This window comes from Pseudomonas brassicacearum (assembly GCF_003732175.1).
Taxonomy (GTDB): Bacteria; Pseudomonadota; Gammaproteobacteria; order Pseudomonadales; family Pseudomonadaceae; genus Aquipseudomonas; species Aquipseudomonas brassicacearum_G.
Genome location: NZ_MOBI01000017.1, coordinates 142,966 through 158,178 on the forward strand (window position 1 = coordinate 142,966; position 15,213 = coordinate 158,178).

A 15,213-nucleotide genomic window follows, 5' to 3' on the forward strand; every position below is an offset into this window, starting at 1 on the left:
ATGGCTTTACTGGTGAGCGCCTTGCTGTTTCTGGGAGCCATAGCGCTGGTGCTCGGCCATCTGCTGGAACAGCGACGACGCACGCGCCACGTCACCCAACGCCTGCAAGGGCATGTGGCGCACGACAACGCATTCGGCAACTGGCTGCGGGCACTCGGCAACAGCCGGTTTGGCCAGCGCTCGCTCAGCATCGACAGCGAAACCCAGACCTTGCTCGCACGCCTGGGTTGGCGCAAATCCAGCGAGCGCTCCTTATTCGCCGCGTGCCAGGTCGGCACGCCCCTGCTGGCGCTCGGGCTCGCGGTGTTCTTTCAACAGGTGTTCTACCCCGCTGCGCAAAACCACTGGCTCGCGCCGTTACTGGGCGCCGGGCTGGGTTATCTCTTGCCCAAACGGCTATTGGCCTATGCGGTAAAACGTCGGCAAAAAAACATTGCCATCGAGATCTCGACGTTCATTCCATTACTGCGAATTCTCTTCGAATCAGGCATGGCCGTAGAGCAGTCACTGCGTGTACTCAGCAGCGAGGCGCACCAACTGCTGCCGGAACTGACCAGTGAACTACGCCTGATCCTGACTCGGGTCGACTCCGGCCTGGAACTTGGCCAGGAGCTGCACAAGACCGCGACACTGCTGGCGGTAGACGAACTCACCGACACCTGCGTGATCCTCCAGCAACTGATCCATCAGGGCGGCGGCGCCATGAAATCGCTGCTCGCGCTCAAGCATTTGCTCGACGACCGGCGCCTGACACACCAACAGGAATACATCTCGAAAATGTCCGCCAAAATGTCCGTGGTGATGATGCTGTTTCTGTTTCCAGCCTTGCTGATCGTTTTGGCCGGCCCGGGTTTCACTGCTATTGGCCGGGCGTTTGGGTCTTGAAGGGCATCTGATGAAACAGCTGGTAGCCCATGTCATCAGATGCCCTTCGGAAGCACTCAAGGTTTGACGACATACTCCGCCGGATCTTCAGGGTCCATGTTGTCCAGCGCTCGATCCACCAGCAGCCGGATCCCGTCGATCATCCTGCAAATGCCTAACGCCACATTGCGTCGAGACCCTTCGATTTCAAACGCCAGGTCAGCGGCCATGGCCTTGACTGACGCCAGGTCCTCCGAAGCGTTCGCCAGCAGGCTTTCATTGTCGATACCCGGGTTGACGGCAAACAACCGGTCCGAATGCAGATCGCTGAAACGCAGCTTCACAAGGCTCGGTTTCAGGTAATGATCGAGGGCGCGATGGGCAGCGTCGTGGAGCTTTTTTGAGTCGGGGGAGTCGTAGGGGGAAACGTCGTCGTGTTCAGGGGGATTGGGGATGGATGTAGTCATGTCGGTACTCCGAATATGAAATGGATATACCAAGTTATTCAGGCCGCGACGCCCGGACACTGAATTGGCAGCGACGCTTGAAGGCTAGAGGTGGCGCTTCCGAGCGGCAACCTGAAAGACTTGTCGGAGATTTCCATCGTTCCCACGCTCCGCGTGGGAATGCATCCCCTGACGCTCTGCGTCAGCTCGTGAAGCGGAACGCGGAGCGTCCCTGGCGGCATTCCCACGCAGAGCGTGGGAACGATCTAAAGCCGTGCACACCCCTACCACTCAGGCCGGCTGTCAGGCCGCCGTGCTGTTGATCTTGATCTTGACCCATCCGCCCCTTCGGGAGGCCGAGTGGAGGTGTTCATCAGGGGGTGGGCGCGCAGCGCCGTACGGCGCAGCCGGACACATCGAGAGGAGGTCGTCGCGAAGCAGACCGGAGGCGATGCCCCCTGATGGACACCGGAGCGAGGGAACGCCGAGCCTAGGCGAGGTGCCGTACGCTCGGGGCGAGACCTTTTGGTTACTTTTGGGGCGTTTGCCAAAAGTGACACGCTGTAAAAGCGGAACCGTAAGCAGCCATTACCGCAGCAACGGATATGTACACAAACCAAAGCCAAACTCAGTGCGCCGTCACGCGCGCCCGCCCCCCAGAACTACTCGGCGACAAAGCCAACGCCAACTGCGTCCGATTATGCATATGCGTCAACCGCAACACCTGCGACACATACAACTTCACCGTGTTCTCGGTAATCCCCAACTCACAGGCAATCTGATAATTGGTCTGCCCCTTGCCCACCAACCGCGCAACATCGAGCTGACGAGGCGACAGCTGATCAAAGATCGCCGGAATCTGCTCCCGATCAACCTCCCCACCCGACGACACAAGCGGAGCACGACGAACTTTATCAAGGTCCTGATAAAGGTCATCGATCGATTCGGAAAGGTCTTGCAGCTTCTGATTCAAATGCCCCAACTGCACACTTTTTTGCCGTTCCTGAAGCGCGACTTCCTGACGCTGCAAGCCTTCCAGCAGCTCATCCAGATCAATCGGTTTCTGGTAGTAGTCAGCGATCCCGGCGCGCAAGGCCTTGATCACATCCTGTTTGTCGGCGCGCCCGGTGAGCATGATGGCTTCGAATACCCGGTGCTTGCCGGTGATGTGTTGCAGCTCCTGAACCAGTTGAATACCGTCGAGCCCAGGCATGTGCAAATCACAGAGGACCAGGCCGATGTCGACGTCTTCGCGAAAGCGCTCGATGGCTTGCTGGCTGGACTCACAAGGGACGCAACGGTAACCGCTGCTTTCAAGAAACTCGCAAAGCTCTTCCACGATCAACGGCTGATCGTCGACCACCAGCACTTTTACCGCAGAGGTAGACTTGTTCACGTGCGCCTCCATGCCCTGTCCGAAGACTGTCACTTCCTGTACCGACAGCGGCGAGCTGTACAGGCCTGAATGGAAAGTAGACCTACTTTCCTACTATGTACATAGCACTAGTCGCGCCGCACGACTAGCGGAGCCACGCCAATGTCAGCAGCATGCCGACCAGCACAAAGGGCGCAAAGGGTGGTTTTTTTGACAGCTCGGGAGCGAAGTATTGAAGTCGGGCCCTAAGCCGTTGACTCATATGCGGCCAGACCTTTGAAGCAATCAATAGCCACACCAGGCCAGACATTCCAGCGCCGATAAAACTGCCGAGCAAATGCAGGTTGTCGGTCGCCAGTCCGATCGTCGCCATCAGCTTCACATCGCCGGCCCCCAATCGCTCCACCCCATAACCAGGCAAGGTAAACAGCAGCGCCAGCAGCAATGCCCACCCGCCCTGCACGTCGGGCGCGCCCAGCCAGGTGGTGCCGGTCCACAACAGATAAATCAACGCCAACACCCCTGCGCCCAAGGTCAGGCTGTTGGCGATATGCCGTTGCTGAACATCCTGTGCCGCGCAAAGCGCCAGCCAGATCAGTAGGACAAAACTCTGCATCCGGTAAAAATCGTCCGCTTTTGCTGAATGATTCTATGCTCATACCACGTAGTCGTTGTCAGGGTAGACGCACTCATGAAATCAGGCCTCCCCAAAAAGCAAAAAGGCGCTGTGGCGATTGAGTTCGCCCTGGTGTTCGTGATCTTTTTTGCGGTGTTCTACGGGATCGTCAGCTACAGCCTGCCGCTGTTGCTGGTGCAGTCATTCAACGAGGCCACCGCCGAGGCGGTCCGGCAAAGCGTCGCGCTTGATCCGAAGACGCCCAACTACCCAACAGCCATGGAGAACCTGGCAACCAGTGTTTTACAGCAGCAACTGTCCTGGGTGCCAAGCGCCTTCAATATCACCTTTGGTGTGGACGCCAAGGCGGCCTATAACGCAGGCACCGGTTTGCTGACGGTCAGCGTGACGTACCCCACCAGCAAGCTCAATCAAGTCATCCCGTTCCTCGTCCTGCCGGGTGTCGGTACCGTGCCCAATCTGCCGACGAACCTGACGGCACAATCGAGTCTTCAATTTTGACACCTGGAGAAAAGCTCTTTGGCCGACTGCTCAATCGTCCGCCATTCCAGGAACCCGACACGCCCTACAGCCTGGTGACACAGAATGTCGGATTACACCTGCTGCTGAACCTTCAGGGCCGGGTACTGCAAATGAGTGGCCCCTTGCGTCGTGCATTGGCGCAGCGTCCGCCTGCCGACCAATCCCTGCTACTGATCGATTACCTGCTGCCTCACAGCCATTTGGCCATCGAAGGCACACCTGCCGACTGGCAAAGCCAAAGTCTGGACCTGGACTTCAGCGGCCTCGGCGGACAAACCCTGCACCTGCGCGGCTGGGTTCAGCCGACGCCTGACGGCTGGCTGCTGCAGTTGCTCGACATTGGTGATTTGCTGCACGAACGCCAGCAGGCCCACAGCCGCGAGGAATGTCAGTCGTTCGCCGGACACATGAGCGAACAGCTTCGCCTGTGCAGCCTGATGCGCCTGCCCGAGGTTCTGACCGAACAACTTCAAGGCCTGGCCCAGCGCTGGCACATTCCCTGTGTTGCCATCGCGCTGCTCGACGACCAGGAACAAGGCTGGCTGATCCACAGCCAGTACACCGCACACGATGCGCCGCAGCTGTGGCAAACCGGCCAGCCGCTGGGCACCAGCCTGGACAGCTTGAGCGGTAATACACCGTTGCGCTTGAACATCGCGCATGGTTTCAGCGAGCATCCGCGGTTGCAGGGAACCTTCGGTAATACCGACGGTTTTCTGGTGCCCTATCGGGACGATCACGGTGTGGCAGCCTGGTTGCTCTGTGGCTTTTACCCGGTGCAGCAACGTGCGCCGCAGCTCAGCGAGCGTGACTGGTCGCTGCTGGCCGCAGCGTTGGCCGGGCCACTGCTGGGTCGTTTACGCGAGCAGCATCAACATCAGCAACTGGAACGACTCGAAGCCCTGCAAGGCTTGCTGGGTACCGGTTGGTGGGAGCTGTTCAGCAGCATTAACGAGGTTCAACTGGCACCGCAATTGGCATTCACCCTGCACCTGGAGAGTGCCCGGTTACCGCTGGCCCAGTGGCTGACGCTGATCCATCCGGCCGACCGCCAAGAGCTGGCCAGCCGCGTGCAGGACCTGCAACAACACGGCAAGACCTTGCTGCTGTGCGTGCGCCTGCACCGCGCTGACGACGCCCAGACGCCGATCTGGTATCGCTTGCAAGGCCAGGCGCTAGGCGTGGGTGAACAGCGTCGGCTGGTGGGGTTCATGCTCGACATCAGCGACATCAAGAATCAACAGCAACAGGCCGCCGCTGCCCATGCCCGCCTGGACAACCTGATTGCCAGTTCGCCGGCGGTGATCTACGTGCAGCGCTATGTCGAAGGCGCGCTGCAACCGAGCTTTTTCAGTGCCAGCCTGCTGCCGTTGCTCGGCTGGAGCCTCAATGATTTTGCGGGCAACGCGTTGGTTGAGCGGGTTCATCCCGAAGACCGTGACCTGTATTTCGAACGCACCCGCCAACTGCTGCGCGAGGGATCGGTGCGCGCGCGTTACCGTCTGCGCGACCAACGTGGCAACTACCACTGGCTGCTCGATGAAGCCAGGTTGCTGCGCGATGACCTCGGGCTGCCCGTGGAGGCGGTCGGCTTGTGGCTGGACGTCAGCGAAGCCACCCAGGCCGCCGAACAGGTCAAACAGAGCGAGGAGCGCTACCGGATTCTGGTGGAAGATTCACCCGCGATGATCTGCCGCTATCGTCCTGACTTGACGCTGACGTTCGGCAATCGTCCCTTGGCGACGTACCTGGAATGCACGCCCGAACAATTGCCGGGGGTCGATCTGGGCAGTTGGCTATCGGCCGAACAGCGCGAAGCCTTTGTGCTGCGCCTGCGCCAACTGACGCCGGAGTTCCCGGTGAGCACCGCGGAAATCAGCCTGCAACTCCCCGGACGCGAAAATGCCTGGTGGGTCTGGTCGGATCGCGGGGTGTTCGACGAGCGAGGTCGCCTGATCGAAATTCAGGCCGTGGGCCGCGACAACACCGAAGTCCGTCGCTCGCAACAACAGCTCACGCAAAGCGCAAAAATGGCCACCCTGGGAGAAATGGCCACCGGGCTGGCGCATGAAATCAACCAGCCACTGAACGTGATGCGCATGGCCGTCGCCAACGTGCTCAAGCGCTTGAGCAACGGCGATGTGCAGATCAACTACCTGCAAGACAAACTCAAGCGCATCGACGCCCAGGTCCAGCGTGCGGCTCGGGTGGTCGATCACATGCGGGTGTTCGGCCGGCGCTCGGAAATCGAGCAACAATTGTTCAATCCGGCACACGCGGTGGAAGGCACGCTGTCATTGCTGGCCGAGGGCATGCGCGGCAAAGGCATCGACTTACGGATCAGCGAATTCGGTTTCGAGGCCAATGTACGTGGCCATGTCGATCAATTGGAACAAGTGGTGATCAACCTGATGGTCAACGCTCGCGACGCACTGCTGAGCAAGCGCGAAAGCGATCCAGCGTTCAAACCGTGGATTTCGCTGTATGCCGAACGTGATGAGTATTCGATAAGGCTGTGGGTCGAGGACAACGCTGGCGGTATTGATCCGCGCTTGCTGGAACGGATCTTCGAACCGTTCTTCACCACCAAACCGGTCGGTGTTGGCACCGGCCTGGGGTTGTCGGTGAGCTACGGTATCATCGAGAACATGGGCGGACGGTTAAGCGTGCGCAATTCGATCGAGGGCGCGCGGTTCTGTATCGAGCTGCCGATTGCGTTGGATGATCAGATCACCAGGTAGGCTTTGCCTTTTTGGCCGCAGGTGAGGTTGAACCCCACATCGACCTTGTTGACGTCGATCCCCAGATTGAGCAGCAGGCTGTACACCAGCGGATCGACCAAGGGCGCCAGCAAGCCGTCAATCGCACCGACCAATTGAGTGGTCACCAGATTCAGGGTCGATACCAATGTAGTGAGCAGCCCGCCAATCAGGCTGCCACTAATAGTGGGAGTGTGCGAAATCAGAGTTACCCCTCCCAATGTCCCGCTCAAACTACCAACCACACCCGATACCGAAACAGTGTGAGTCGGCAGTGGCGGGACATTGATTTCCTTGGGATTGTTGTAGGTGTAGTTCGGGTCACTGGTCCCGGCGATCAGGCTGTCAATCATGATTTCGCTGCCACCGCCGGTAAAGGGTGTTCGCGGACCACAGGTGAAGGTCAATCCCTGGCAGGTCCTGCTGCCGATATCGACCAGGGTTAACGGTGTAAGCGCTGACAACGGCGAGGAGGAGAACCAGATGGCAGGGTCGATCTGGCCGACCTCGACTTTGAGCGCGGAAATGTCCGTGGTCGCGGTGAGACTTTTGCTGGTCGGACTGACGCATGAGTAATCGGTGACATAACTGCTCCCGACTCCCGCTTCGATTCCCACATCGAGGTTGAGGCCTTCAGGCGCTATTTGCAGGTCTGTTTGTGTGCAGGTTGACAACAGGCACCCGGGTGCCAGCAGCGTGTTGATAGAAACGACAATCGCGCTCAACAGCGTATTCACCAACTGCAACACCGCATTGATAAGAGAAAGGTCGACCGTTGCGAGCACTCGCACCTGCGCGGTCTTCACATAGATCCGGTTCACGCCCAATGGATCGGCCTTGGCCAGTTCCGGATCGCCCACGGCAGAAAACTGCGGCGGTTCAATCACTTTTACACGGGTTGTCACGCCCAACAGACCCAGTACGTTCACCGGTAGAACGGCGGTCACCGAACTGTTTTTATTCGCCAACTGCACAAAGCCCTGAACCAGCTGAAACAGCTGCACCGTGGCATCCAGGCCGGCCGTCGAGGTGTCCGTTTGAAGTTGAAGCACATCGCCAAGCTTGATCGGTGGTGCATTGCTGGCCCCCACCTGCAGGCTGGTCAGCGCCGTCATCACATCGGCCGAGGCTCCATTCTGACCCGCCACCGTTGCCGCGGCGTGTATGAACTGAGTGACCGATCCTTGCGCGTTGAGCAATGCGGTGTAATCACCTGCGGTAACCCCCAGATCGATAGCCAGCTGGTCCATGAACTGCAGCAGGTTGATATCGGCATTGGCCAGGCCGTCCCAGCCCACGGCTGTCAGGTTCACGCTGCCGCCCAGAAGGGTCGAGAACAGCGGGTTCAAGAGATTCGACCTTGCTGTGTCGACGCTGACGACCGAACTGCGAATGCTTAGCTGCGCCAGCGTCGGTTGCGGCGCCGCTGCCACCGCCTTGGCGGTCAGCGTGGTATTGGCACTGAGCGAAGCCCCGCTGAACAATGCCTGAATACCCGCCGCCGCACTGGTCGCTACCACGTTGGTGGCAACCACCTGAATGGCCGTCGAATGCGCGGCATTGGGGACGAAGGTGCGCAGGTTGGTCGGCGCCGTCGCCAGCGAACCGCAGGTGGTAGTCAAGGTGCTGGTGGGGCTAACGATGAACGCATTACGAACCGCGCTTTGCCCGGCATAACTGGCCGCCGTCAGGCCCGGCAGGCAAGTACCGCCGCGGCTGACCGCTTCCAGTGCGGCGTTGTCCACGACCCGTTGCAACTTGCGCTGCTCCAGATAGAGCCGGCCACTGTCGACCACCAACAGCGCAATCAAAAGCGCCAGGCCGAAGGTCATTGCCGCGAGCAAACCAATTGCGCCACGTTGCCCGGCAGGGCCGCAAAACTGCAAACGGGGAGACATCGAGCACTCCTTTGCCGGCGCACTGCCGAGCGCTACCTCCGGTGGTGCAGGCAGTGTAGTAGGAGCTGCCGAAGGCTGCGATCTTTTGACCTTTACAAGCCGCCCCCCAAAAAGATCAAAAGATCGCAGCCTTCGGCAGCTCCTACAGAAAGGTCGGCCAGTCATATTCCCGCATTTATTTCGGCGGGTAGTTGCTCAATATCCGCCCTACCGTCGCGCGAATCGCGGCGCTGCGGTCGGCAGGCTGCGGCGATCTGCTGAGCAACTGCTCATCGCTGCCACGCCAGACCAGCTTGCCATCCTTGCCATCGAGCAGGTCGATCTGAAGCGTGGCGACCTTGTAGGAAACGTTGCGGGTTTCGTTGTACATCGGTGCGCCCCAGTAGCCATTCCACGGGCCACCCCAGGCACCGCCATAGTTGGTGGTGATTTGCTGCTGGCGGTCCTCGACGATCAGGTAGGTCCGCACATTGACGTCAGCCTTGGCACCGGTAGCGGCCGGGCGCAGGCCACGCTGGTCGAGTTGATCGGCAACCGCCTGGCGAATGCGTTGTTCGGTGAGGTCGCTCTTGATCCGCGGATCGTCGGGACGGTATTGCACGGCAGGCTCTTTCCAGGCCCAGCTGCGATAGGCGGCGAAGTCGCGGCTGGCATCAAAATCGTAATTGACCTTGGTCGTTTGGCAGGCGCTGAGCAACACAGCGCACGCCAGTAATGAGAGACGAAGGGACATGATTTTTCTCCGGGTCCAGGCAGGGAACCTAACCAGGAGGATACGCCGCTACCGCCTTTTCCACAGCTGTTCGTAACGCATCGCCACGCTCTATTTCGTTGCCCTGAAGGCCTGTTTCCGCGCTGGCACTCCAGACCGGTTGCCCGGTGCTGGCGTCGAACAAATCCACCCGGATCACCAGCACTTGCACCTGATAGGTACGAACGATCGGTACTGTGTTGTACATCCCGTAGCCATTGCCATAACGGTTATAACCGCCGTAGCCGCCATAACCGTAATCGTCCTGAACCTGCTTCAGACGGGTTTCCTGATGCAGATCGGCGCTGACCCACAGATCGGCCGGACGATTGTCGTGCAGCGGACGCAAACCCCGTTGGTCCAGCGCATTGCTCACCGCTTCGGCGATCTGCGCCGAGTCGGCCCAGGCCGAGCCGTTGGGCAACCGACCGTTGAGCCAGGCCCAGCTTTGGTAACGGCTGTAATCACGCGGCGCCGCTGGATAGGCGCTGCGATCAAAGGTGTTGGCAGCTTGCGGCGGGGCTGGCGGCAGCGGGTTGGAGCTGGCGATATATGGATTGCTGCCCTGACAGGCACCGAGCCCCAGACACAACATGATCAATCCCAAACGGCGTTTCATGATGCTCTCCACAGAAACCACGGTTCAGACCGGGCGACAGATCCAGTGCAGGTAACGCCCCAGCCCCGCAAAACTCGGGTGACGACGGTGGGCCAGTTCCATTTCCAGCAAGTCGATCAGTTCGGCACGGGCCTGAAACTCTACCGGCATGTAGTCATGGAAAACCCGCACTCCGCTCTGGGTTTCGACCTGCCATAAGCCTTCCAGTTGCGTCGCCAACTCTCGCGGGTCCAGAGGCATCTGCGGGGTCAGGCTCTGCTTCTCGCCGGCCATGTCGTTCTTGCGCATCTTGCGGAAATGGCCCTTGAGCAAGTTGCGGTAAATCAGTGCATCGCGGTTATAGAACGCCAGCGACAGCCAGCCGTCTTTAGTCGTCAGTTGATGCAGGACCGGCAGAATCGCGTGAGGCTCGGCCAACCACTCCAGCACCGCGTGGCACAACACCAGGTCGTAGGGTTCGGTGAGCTGCCCCAGCAGTTCTTGCCACGGAGCCTGGATAAAGGTCGCCGTTTGCCCTGCGTCGGCGAAGCGCTGGCGGGCGCCTTCGAGCATCGGTTCGGCAGGCTCGGCCAGTGTCACTTGATGGCCGCGCTGGGCCAGCCACAACGACATATGCCCAAGTCCGGCGCCGATATCCAGCACCCGCAACGGTCGATCCGGCAGGGTTTCGGCCAGGTCGGCCTGCAGCACCGCCAGACGGATCGCGCCTTTGGCACCGCCGTAGATTTTTTCGGCGAAACGGGTCGCCAGCTGATCGAAATGACGGTCGCTCATCAGCTGAACCGCCGTTCGCTGTCAGCCAGCTTGCTGCGTACTACCTGTTCCATGTCCAACCCCAGCTCGCTGCACAGCAGCAGTAGATAAAGCACGATATCGCCGACTTCCTGACCGGCATGCGCGAGTTTGTCCGCTGGCAACTGGCGCGACTGGTCTTCGCTCAACCATTGGAAAATTTCCACCAGCTCGGCCATTTCGACACTGGCGGCCATGGCCAGGTTCTTCGGGCTGTGAAATTGCCGCCAGTCGTTGCGATCACGGATGCAGTGCAGGCGTTCGGTCAGTTCAACAAGGTTCATCGGGCTCTCCTGAAGGCGTATAGCTTCGGGCCGATGGCGGATGAAGGCAAGCGCCGAACACAGCTGTCGCTTCGCGACAGTTCGCGAGCAAGCCCGCTTGTATGTTTGGACTTGAAGGGGTGGGTGGGACTAAAAGCCCGATTCTGACTCTAGCCAGTACCGAACGCAGAAGCTTGCCCAGTGGGCGCAGACGTTCAGTTACTATTCGCAAATTCAAACCACCAAACCTCTATGCTTCAAGGGTGCTCGCCAGCCCTGACAATGGCCAAAGAGCTCAGCTCCGGCACCCACTCTTTCATCAGGACGTACACATGCAGGTAGATAGTTTTTTCGAATGGCTCGGCCAGGCGCTGGGTTCGGTCATCCGGTTCATCGTCGATACGCTCAGTGGGTTGTTCAATGCCTTGACTCACGCCAGCGGCAATTTTGTCGACGGGCTGTCACGAGCACTGGGCATGGAGCCCTCGATCATCAGCATTCTCGTGCTGATCATCGGCTTGATGCTGCTGTACTCGGCGGTCCGCGCCTTCATGCGTGCGTCGATCATCGCAGGGATTATCTGGCTGGTGCTGGGGTTGTGGGTGTTGAGCTGGGTTGTTCACTAACACCAAGATTCCATGTGGGGCAGATTGACCGACGCCCCACAACAAGCGCCCAACGACGCCTGGATCTGCCGCTACAATGCCCGCTCTCGAAAGGAGCCTGAATGTCTACGTTGATTACCGACTGGCGCGATCGTGCGACCCATCGCCGCGTCTGGGCACTTGCCGCGCCGATGATTCTTTCGAACATTTCCGTGCCGCTGGTAGCGCTGGTCGACAGCACGGTGGTCGGCCACCTGCCCCACGCACATCAGCTCGGCGCTGTCGCGGTGGGTGCCAGCCTGTACACCTTTCTGGCCTGGGCCATGGGGTTTCTGCGCATGGGTTCGACCGGGTTTGCGGCGCAGGCGGCCGGTCGCGGTGACGGCGCGGCGCTGCGGCAGATCCTGCTGCAAGGCTTGCTATTGGCGATGGGGCTGGCGCTGCTGCTCGGGATGCTGGGTGTACCGCTCAGTGGCGTGGCGTTGCACTTCATGCAGCCCTCTGCCGAGCTCGATCAACTGACCCGCGAGTTCTTCCACACCCGGTTGTTTGGCTTACCGGCAGCGCTGGCCAGTTATGCGCTGGTCGGCTGGTTCCTCGGCACCCAGAACGCCCGCGCACCGCTGGCGATTCTGCTGACCACCAACCTGGTGAATATCGTTCTGAACCTGTGGTTCGTCCTGGGTCTGCAGTGGGGCGTTGTCGGGGCGGCTCGCGCTTCAGTGATCGCCGAATGGACCGGCGCCCTGCTCGGCCTGGCCATGACCCGTCATGCCCTGCGCGCCTATCCCGGGCATATCGCCTGGGCGGCACTGGCGCTGTGGCAGAGTTGGCGGCCGCTGCTGACGGTCAACCGCGATATCTTCATTCGCAGTCTGGCGCTGCAATCGGTGTTTTTCATGGTGACCGTGCAAGGCGCACGGCTCGGCGATGCGACCGTAGCCGCCAATGCGCTGCTACTCAATGGTTTGCTGTTGACCGCCCATGCCCTGGATGGCCTGGCCCACGCGGTGGAGGCTCTATGCGGCCACGCCATCGGTGCCCATGACCGCCAGGCCTTGCGTCGGTCCTTGGTGGTTGCCTGCGGCTGGTCATTGATTGCCAGCCTGGGGTTTGCGCTGCTGTTCTTCTGCACCGGGCATTTGTTCATCGAGATGCAGACCAATATCCAGAGCGTGCGCGACACTGCGTTCGTCTATTTGCCGTACCTCGCCGCACTGCCACTGATCGCCGTCTGGAGCTACTTGCTCGACGGCCTGTTCATCGGCGCCACCCGTGCCCGGGAAATGCGCAACGGCATGCTGCTGACGGTGCTGCTATTGCTGCCATTTGCCTGGGCACTGCAAGGGTTCGGCAACCATGGACTGTGGCTGACCTTCCTGTTGTTCATGGTGCTGCGCAGCCTGACGCTTGGGGCATTCGCCTGGAACCTGCGCAAGAACGATGGTTGGTTCACCGTCTGAACAGCGTGCTGTTCCAGCTCTCGTAGCGGCTGCTATGGGCGTGGGCTCTGCCAGCGGTTGCGCAAGCTGTCGAGCCGCTCTTGCTGAGTGCGCCCCGGCAGGTGTTCTTCGGGTGTGGCTGACGGGTATTGCAAACGTAATCGCAACCAGCCATCGAGCACCGTCTGCTCGCTGAAGCCCTGTTCGAGTCCTTCCTGCACAAAAGACCAGATCGTGCCAAAGTCGTGGCCCGTCGAGCGACTCCAGTGCCACGCATGGCGCTCCAGCAGGCACGCCTGCAACTTGTTCTGTTGGCGAAGGCTGAGGCTGTCTTCGATGGCCAGTTCACTGACGGCCAATCGCGGATTGACCAAATGCAACCAACCCAGACTGCCGATCGCCCGGTCCTCCCAGGTTCCACCGTGCCAGTACAGCTTATCGATCGGCCCCAGCCAGTGGCTCAACTCGCGGGCATCGCTGGCATCAAAAAAGTAACTGGCGATAAACGGGTTGTAGTAGCTGAGCAAGCCTTTGTAATGAAGCCCGAACGTGACCGTGAGCATACGTCGAAGGTGTCCGAGCAATTGCTCCAGGGATGCAGAGCTGACCAGCAGCAACCCCGGCCAGTCCGCCGGCTCGTCGTGGCAACATTGCATCAGCGGCGATTGCGCCGACAGTTCGATCAACTGCGGCCCCTGGTCGCGCAATGCATGCAGGTCGGTGTTCTCGAACAACGCGTAACACGGTACGTCGGCAAACCGCTGCTGCAGGCTCCCCCCTGCCTGCGGCGAACCCGGTACATCCAGCAAAAGCCATTGAGCCGACTGGGCAGCGATCATGCCGCACCACTTTGGCCAAGCCCTGCCACCGTGCGGCAGGCGCAGATCGCTTGCCGGCAATGCATGAAACTCCCGCCGCCGGGTATCAAACACAGCAACACCAAGGGCTGGCTGCTCTGAACCAATGCCAACAAGTCATGGCGATCCTCGGGCGGCAATTCCTCCCGTGCCGGGAGCGCCTCCCCGACCATTGAAGGCGGGGAGGTTTCGACAGGCGACACGCTGTCGACGTTCAACGCCGTCCCCTGAAATATGCCGGTGATCAATGGCTGGTCCGGGTCGCCCTCGATAAAGCTCACACAGACCTCAACCCCCGCTGTTAAACCGGCAACCGACTCTGCAGACAGTTGGGGCGAGACCGGCAGCCAACAATGGCTGGGCCGTGCACCCTCGCCCTGATAAAGCCAATCGAACTGCACGGCGATGCGTTGGGCCGCGTCGCTGCGAGGTTCGTCGACATTGACCACCCAGCCACGTTGCACGCTGTTCATCCGAGGCTTCTCGCTTGGACGAAACGGTACGAACGGCGCCTCCCAGGGAATCGCATCAATGCGGTTGCGGTAGTACGGCAACTGCGCCTGACCGCCCGAATGCTCGACCCGGGTCAGCAACCACAGGTGATTCCAGTCGGCAAACGGATGGCCCGACAACGGCATCAGCATGCCGCTACGCATGTTTGGCAGGTCCGTTTCGCCTTCTGCGACAGGTTTCGGCAATCCATCGTGACGTGCCCCATCGGCATGAGCATGAACCGTGAAACACCTGACGGCGGGTGCAGTGCCTTGGGTATCAAACGTTGTGCCGACACCTGGAGACGAACTGCGCCGAGTGTCGGCAAAGATCAGGTAATGACCGTGCTTACGGTGCTGGAAGTGGTAGTGAATCCGCTCTTGCTCGCACAGGCGCTGAAGAAACGCCAAATCCGACTCACGGTACTGGGTGCAAAATTCCCGCACGGGGTAGTCGTTCCTGAGTTCGAATCGACAGTTTTTTTCGTCTATACCGTGTTCTTTCAGTACCTGAACCAGAATCTGCGGGACTGACAGTCCGGTGAAAATTCGCTGGTTGCAGCGTTGCGCCAGGCAGGCCAGCTTCGGCCCGAGGCACAGACGCCAGAGCGCCGGCGCCGCGTCGTCATGAAGCGGGGCAAGGTCATGAATCTGTCCGTGGATACCGGTGCCCGCGCCCCCAAACCCCAGGTACGCCGAGCGAAACATCAGGCTCGCCATGTCCAGCCGCGGCTCATCGAACTGCAGATCCAGCTGGAAAGCAAAGGGTTGGCTGATGGACTCGCAGCCGGTAAAGGCGACAACGACAAAGGGTTGGGGCTGACCCGCTATCTCCAGACGAAATGACGGCTCGTTGACGGGATCGAACATCGGCGTTTCTCTACAGGAGGGA

The 15,213-nt window shown here is 60.1% G+C and carries 15 protein-coding genes; 5 read left to right on the top strand and 10 right to left on the bottom strand.

What is annotated here, in order from left to right; all coding sequences use genetic code 11:
- Positions 1-885 (top strand): type II secretion system F family protein, encoded by an 885-nt coding sequence (locus tag BK658_RS16595; protein WP_123583210.1) that lies wholly within the window; start codon positions 1-3, stop codon positions 883-885.
- Positions 886-941: 56 nt separating this feature from the next.
- On the opposite strand, the gene BK658_RS16600 is transcribed toward BK658_RS16595, so the two are convergent.
- The 3 genes from BK658_RS16600 to BK658_RS16610 form a co-directional block, all read right to left on the bottom strand.
- The gene (locus BK658_RS16600; RefSeq protein WP_123583211.1) at positions 942-1,331 is read right to left on the bottom strand and encodes a DUF6124 family protein; all 390 of its coding nucleotides are present in this window, start codon (positions 1,329-1,331) and stop codon (positions 942-944) included.
- A 607-nt stretch (positions 1,332-1,938) separates the two neighbouring features.
- A complete protein-coding gene (locus tag BK658_RS16605; RefSeq protein WP_123583293.1) occupies positions 1,939-2,706 on the bottom strand; it encodes a response regulator transcription factor in 768 nt (255 codons plus the stop codon).
- A gap of 124 nt (positions 2,707-2,830) precedes the next feature.
- Positions 2,831-3,301 carry a prepilin peptidase gene (locus BK658_RS16610; protein WP_123583212.1) on the bottom strand — a complete coding sequence of 157 codons (471 nt, stop codon included), beginning with the start codon at positions 3,299-3,301 and terminating at the stop codon, positions 2,831-2,833.
- A gap of 75 nt (positions 3,302-3,376) precedes the next feature.
- Here BK658_RS16610 and BK658_RS16615 point away from each other — a divergent pair, with 75 nt between their 5' ends.
- Both BK658_RS16615 and BK658_RS16620 read left to right on the top strand, forming a co-directional pair.
- Positions 3,377-3,823 (top strand): TadE/TadG family type IV pilus assembly protein, encoded by a 447-nt coding sequence (locus BK658_RS16615; protein ID WP_123583213.1) that lies wholly within the window; start codon positions 3,377-3,379, stop codon positions 3,821-3,823.
- A complete protein-coding gene (locus tag BK658_RS16620; protein WP_123583214.1) occupies positions 3,820-6,585 on the top strand; it encodes an ATP-binding protein in 2,766 nt (921 codons plus the stop codon). The genes BK658_RS16615 and BK658_RS16620 overlap by 4 nt, the downstream gene beginning before the upstream one ends.
- On the opposite strand, the gene BK658_RS16625 is transcribed toward BK658_RS16620, so the two are convergent.
- The 5 genes from BK658_RS16625 to BK658_RS16645 all read right to left on the bottom strand — a co-directional run bounded on the left by BK658_RS16625 (position 6,570) and on the right by BK658_RS16645 (position 10,947).
- Entirely contained in the window at positions 6,570-8,501 is a 1,932-nt protein-coding gene (locus BK658_RS16625) for a pilus assembly protein TadG-related protein (protein ID WP_123583215.1), read from the bottom strand. The genes BK658_RS16620 and BK658_RS16625 overlap by 16 nt on opposite strands.
- A gap of 175 nt (positions 8,502-8,676) precedes the next feature.
- Positions 8,677-9,234 (bottom strand): DUF4136 domain-containing protein, encoded by a 558-nt coding sequence (locus BK658_RS16630; protein WP_123583216.1) that lies wholly within the window; start codon positions 9,232-9,234, stop codon positions 8,677-8,679.
- Positions 9,235-9,262: 28 nt separating this feature from the next.
- Complete coding sequence (locus BK658_RS16635) at positions 9,263-9,871, bottom strand: DUF4136 domain-containing protein (protein ID WP_123583217.1); 609 nt, start codon at positions 9,869-9,871, stop codon at positions 9,263-9,265.
- A 24-nt stretch (positions 9,872-9,895) separates the two neighbouring features.
- On the bottom strand, positions 9,896-10,645 hold the full coding sequence (locus BK658_RS16640; protein WP_123583218.1) for a methyltransferase domain-containing protein: 750 nt from the start codon (positions 10,643-10,645) through the stop codon (positions 9,896-9,898).
- On the bottom strand, positions 10,645-10,947 hold the full coding sequence (locus BK658_RS16645; protein ID WP_054595452.1) for a MazG-like family protein: 303 nt from the start codon (positions 10,945-10,947) through the stop codon (positions 10,645-10,647). Before BK658_RS16645 ends, BK658_RS16640 begins: the two co-directional genes overlap by 1 nt.
- 311 nt (positions 10,948-11,258) lie before the next feature.
- Between BK658_RS16645 and BK658_RS16655 the strand changes: the two genes are divergently transcribed.
- Complete coding sequence (locus tag BK658_RS16655; protein WP_123583219.1) at positions 11,259-11,552, top strand: hypothetical protein; 294 nt, start codon at positions 11,259-11,261, stop codon at positions 11,550-11,552.
- A gap of 101 nt (positions 11,553-11,653) precedes the next feature.
- Positions 11,654-12,994 (top strand): MATE family efflux transporter, encoded by a 1,341-nt coding sequence (locus BK658_RS16660; RefSeq protein ID WP_123583220.1) that lies wholly within the window; start codon positions 11,654-11,656, stop codon positions 12,992-12,994.
- Between the two features lie 32 nt (positions 12,995-13,026).
- On the opposite strand, the gene BK658_RS16665 is transcribed toward BK658_RS16660, so the two are convergent.
- Both BK658_RS16665 and BK658_RS16670 read right to left on the bottom strand, forming a co-directional pair.
- The gene (locus BK658_RS16665; RefSeq protein WP_123583221.1) at positions 13,027-13,812 is read right to left on the bottom strand and encodes a DUF4123 domain-containing protein; all 786 of its coding nucleotides are present in this window, start codon (positions 13,810-13,812) and stop codon (positions 13,027-13,029) included.
- Complete coding sequence (locus tag BK658_RS16670; RefSeq protein ID WP_123583222.1) at positions 13,809-15,191, bottom strand: contractile injection system protein, VgrG/Pvc8 family; 1,383 nt, start codon at positions 15,189-15,191, stop codon at positions 13,809-13,811. Before BK658_RS16670 ends, BK658_RS16665 begins: the two co-directional genes overlap by 4 nt.
- Between the last annotated feature and the right edge of the window lie 22 nt (positions 15,192-15,213).

Coding starts and splice junctions, on each gene's coding strand:
- BK658_RS16670 (WP_123583222.1), bottom strand. CDS start 15,191: ATGTTCGATCCCGTCAACGAGCCGTCATTTCGTCTGGAGATAGCGGGT.
- BK658_RS16600 (WP_123583211.1), bottom strand. CDS start 1,331: ATGACTACATCCATCCCCAATCCCCCTGAACACGACGACGTTTCCCCC.
- BK658_RS16645 (WP_054595452.1), bottom strand. CDS start 10,947: ATGAACCTTGTTGAACTGACCGAACGCCTGCACTGCATCCGTGATCGC.
- BK658_RS16660 (WP_123583220.1), top strand. CDS start 11,654: ATGTCTACGTTGATTACCGACTGGCGCGATCGTGCGACCCATCGCCGC.
- BK658_RS16630 (WP_123583216.1), bottom strand. CDS start 9,234: ATGTCCCTTCGTCTCTCATTACTGGCGTGCGCTGTGTTGCTCAGCGCC.
- BK658_RS16595 (WP_123583210.1), top strand. CDS start 1: ATGGCTTTACTGGTGAGCGCCTTGCTGTTTCTGGGAGCCATAGCGCTG.
- BK658_RS16655 (WP_123583219.1), top strand. CDS start 11,259: ATGCAGGTAGATAGTTTTTTCGAATGGCTCGGCCAGGCGCTGGGTTCG.
- BK658_RS16625 (WP_123583215.1), bottom strand. CDS start 8,501: ATGTCTCCCCGTTTGCAGTTTTGCGGCCCTGCCGGGCAACGTGGCGCA.
- BK658_RS16610 (WP_123583212.1), bottom strand. CDS start 3,301: ATGCAGAGTTTTGTCCTACTGATCTGGCTGGCGCTTTGCGCGGCACAG.
- BK658_RS16635 (WP_123583217.1), bottom strand. CDS start 9,871: ATGAAACGCCGTTTGGGATTGATCATGTTGTGTCTGGGGCTCGGTGCC.
- BK658_RS16615 (WP_123583213.1), top strand. CDS start 3,377: ATGAAATCAGGCCTCCCCAAAAAGCAAAAAGGCGCTGTGGCGATTGAG.
- BK658_RS16640 (WP_123583218.1), bottom strand. CDS start 10,645: ATGAGCGACCGTCATTTCGATCAGCTGGCGACCCGTTTCGCCGAAAAA.
- BK658_RS16665 (WP_123583221.1), bottom strand. CDS start 13,812: ATGATCGCTGCCCAGTCGGCTCAATGGCTTTTGCTGGATGTACCGGGT.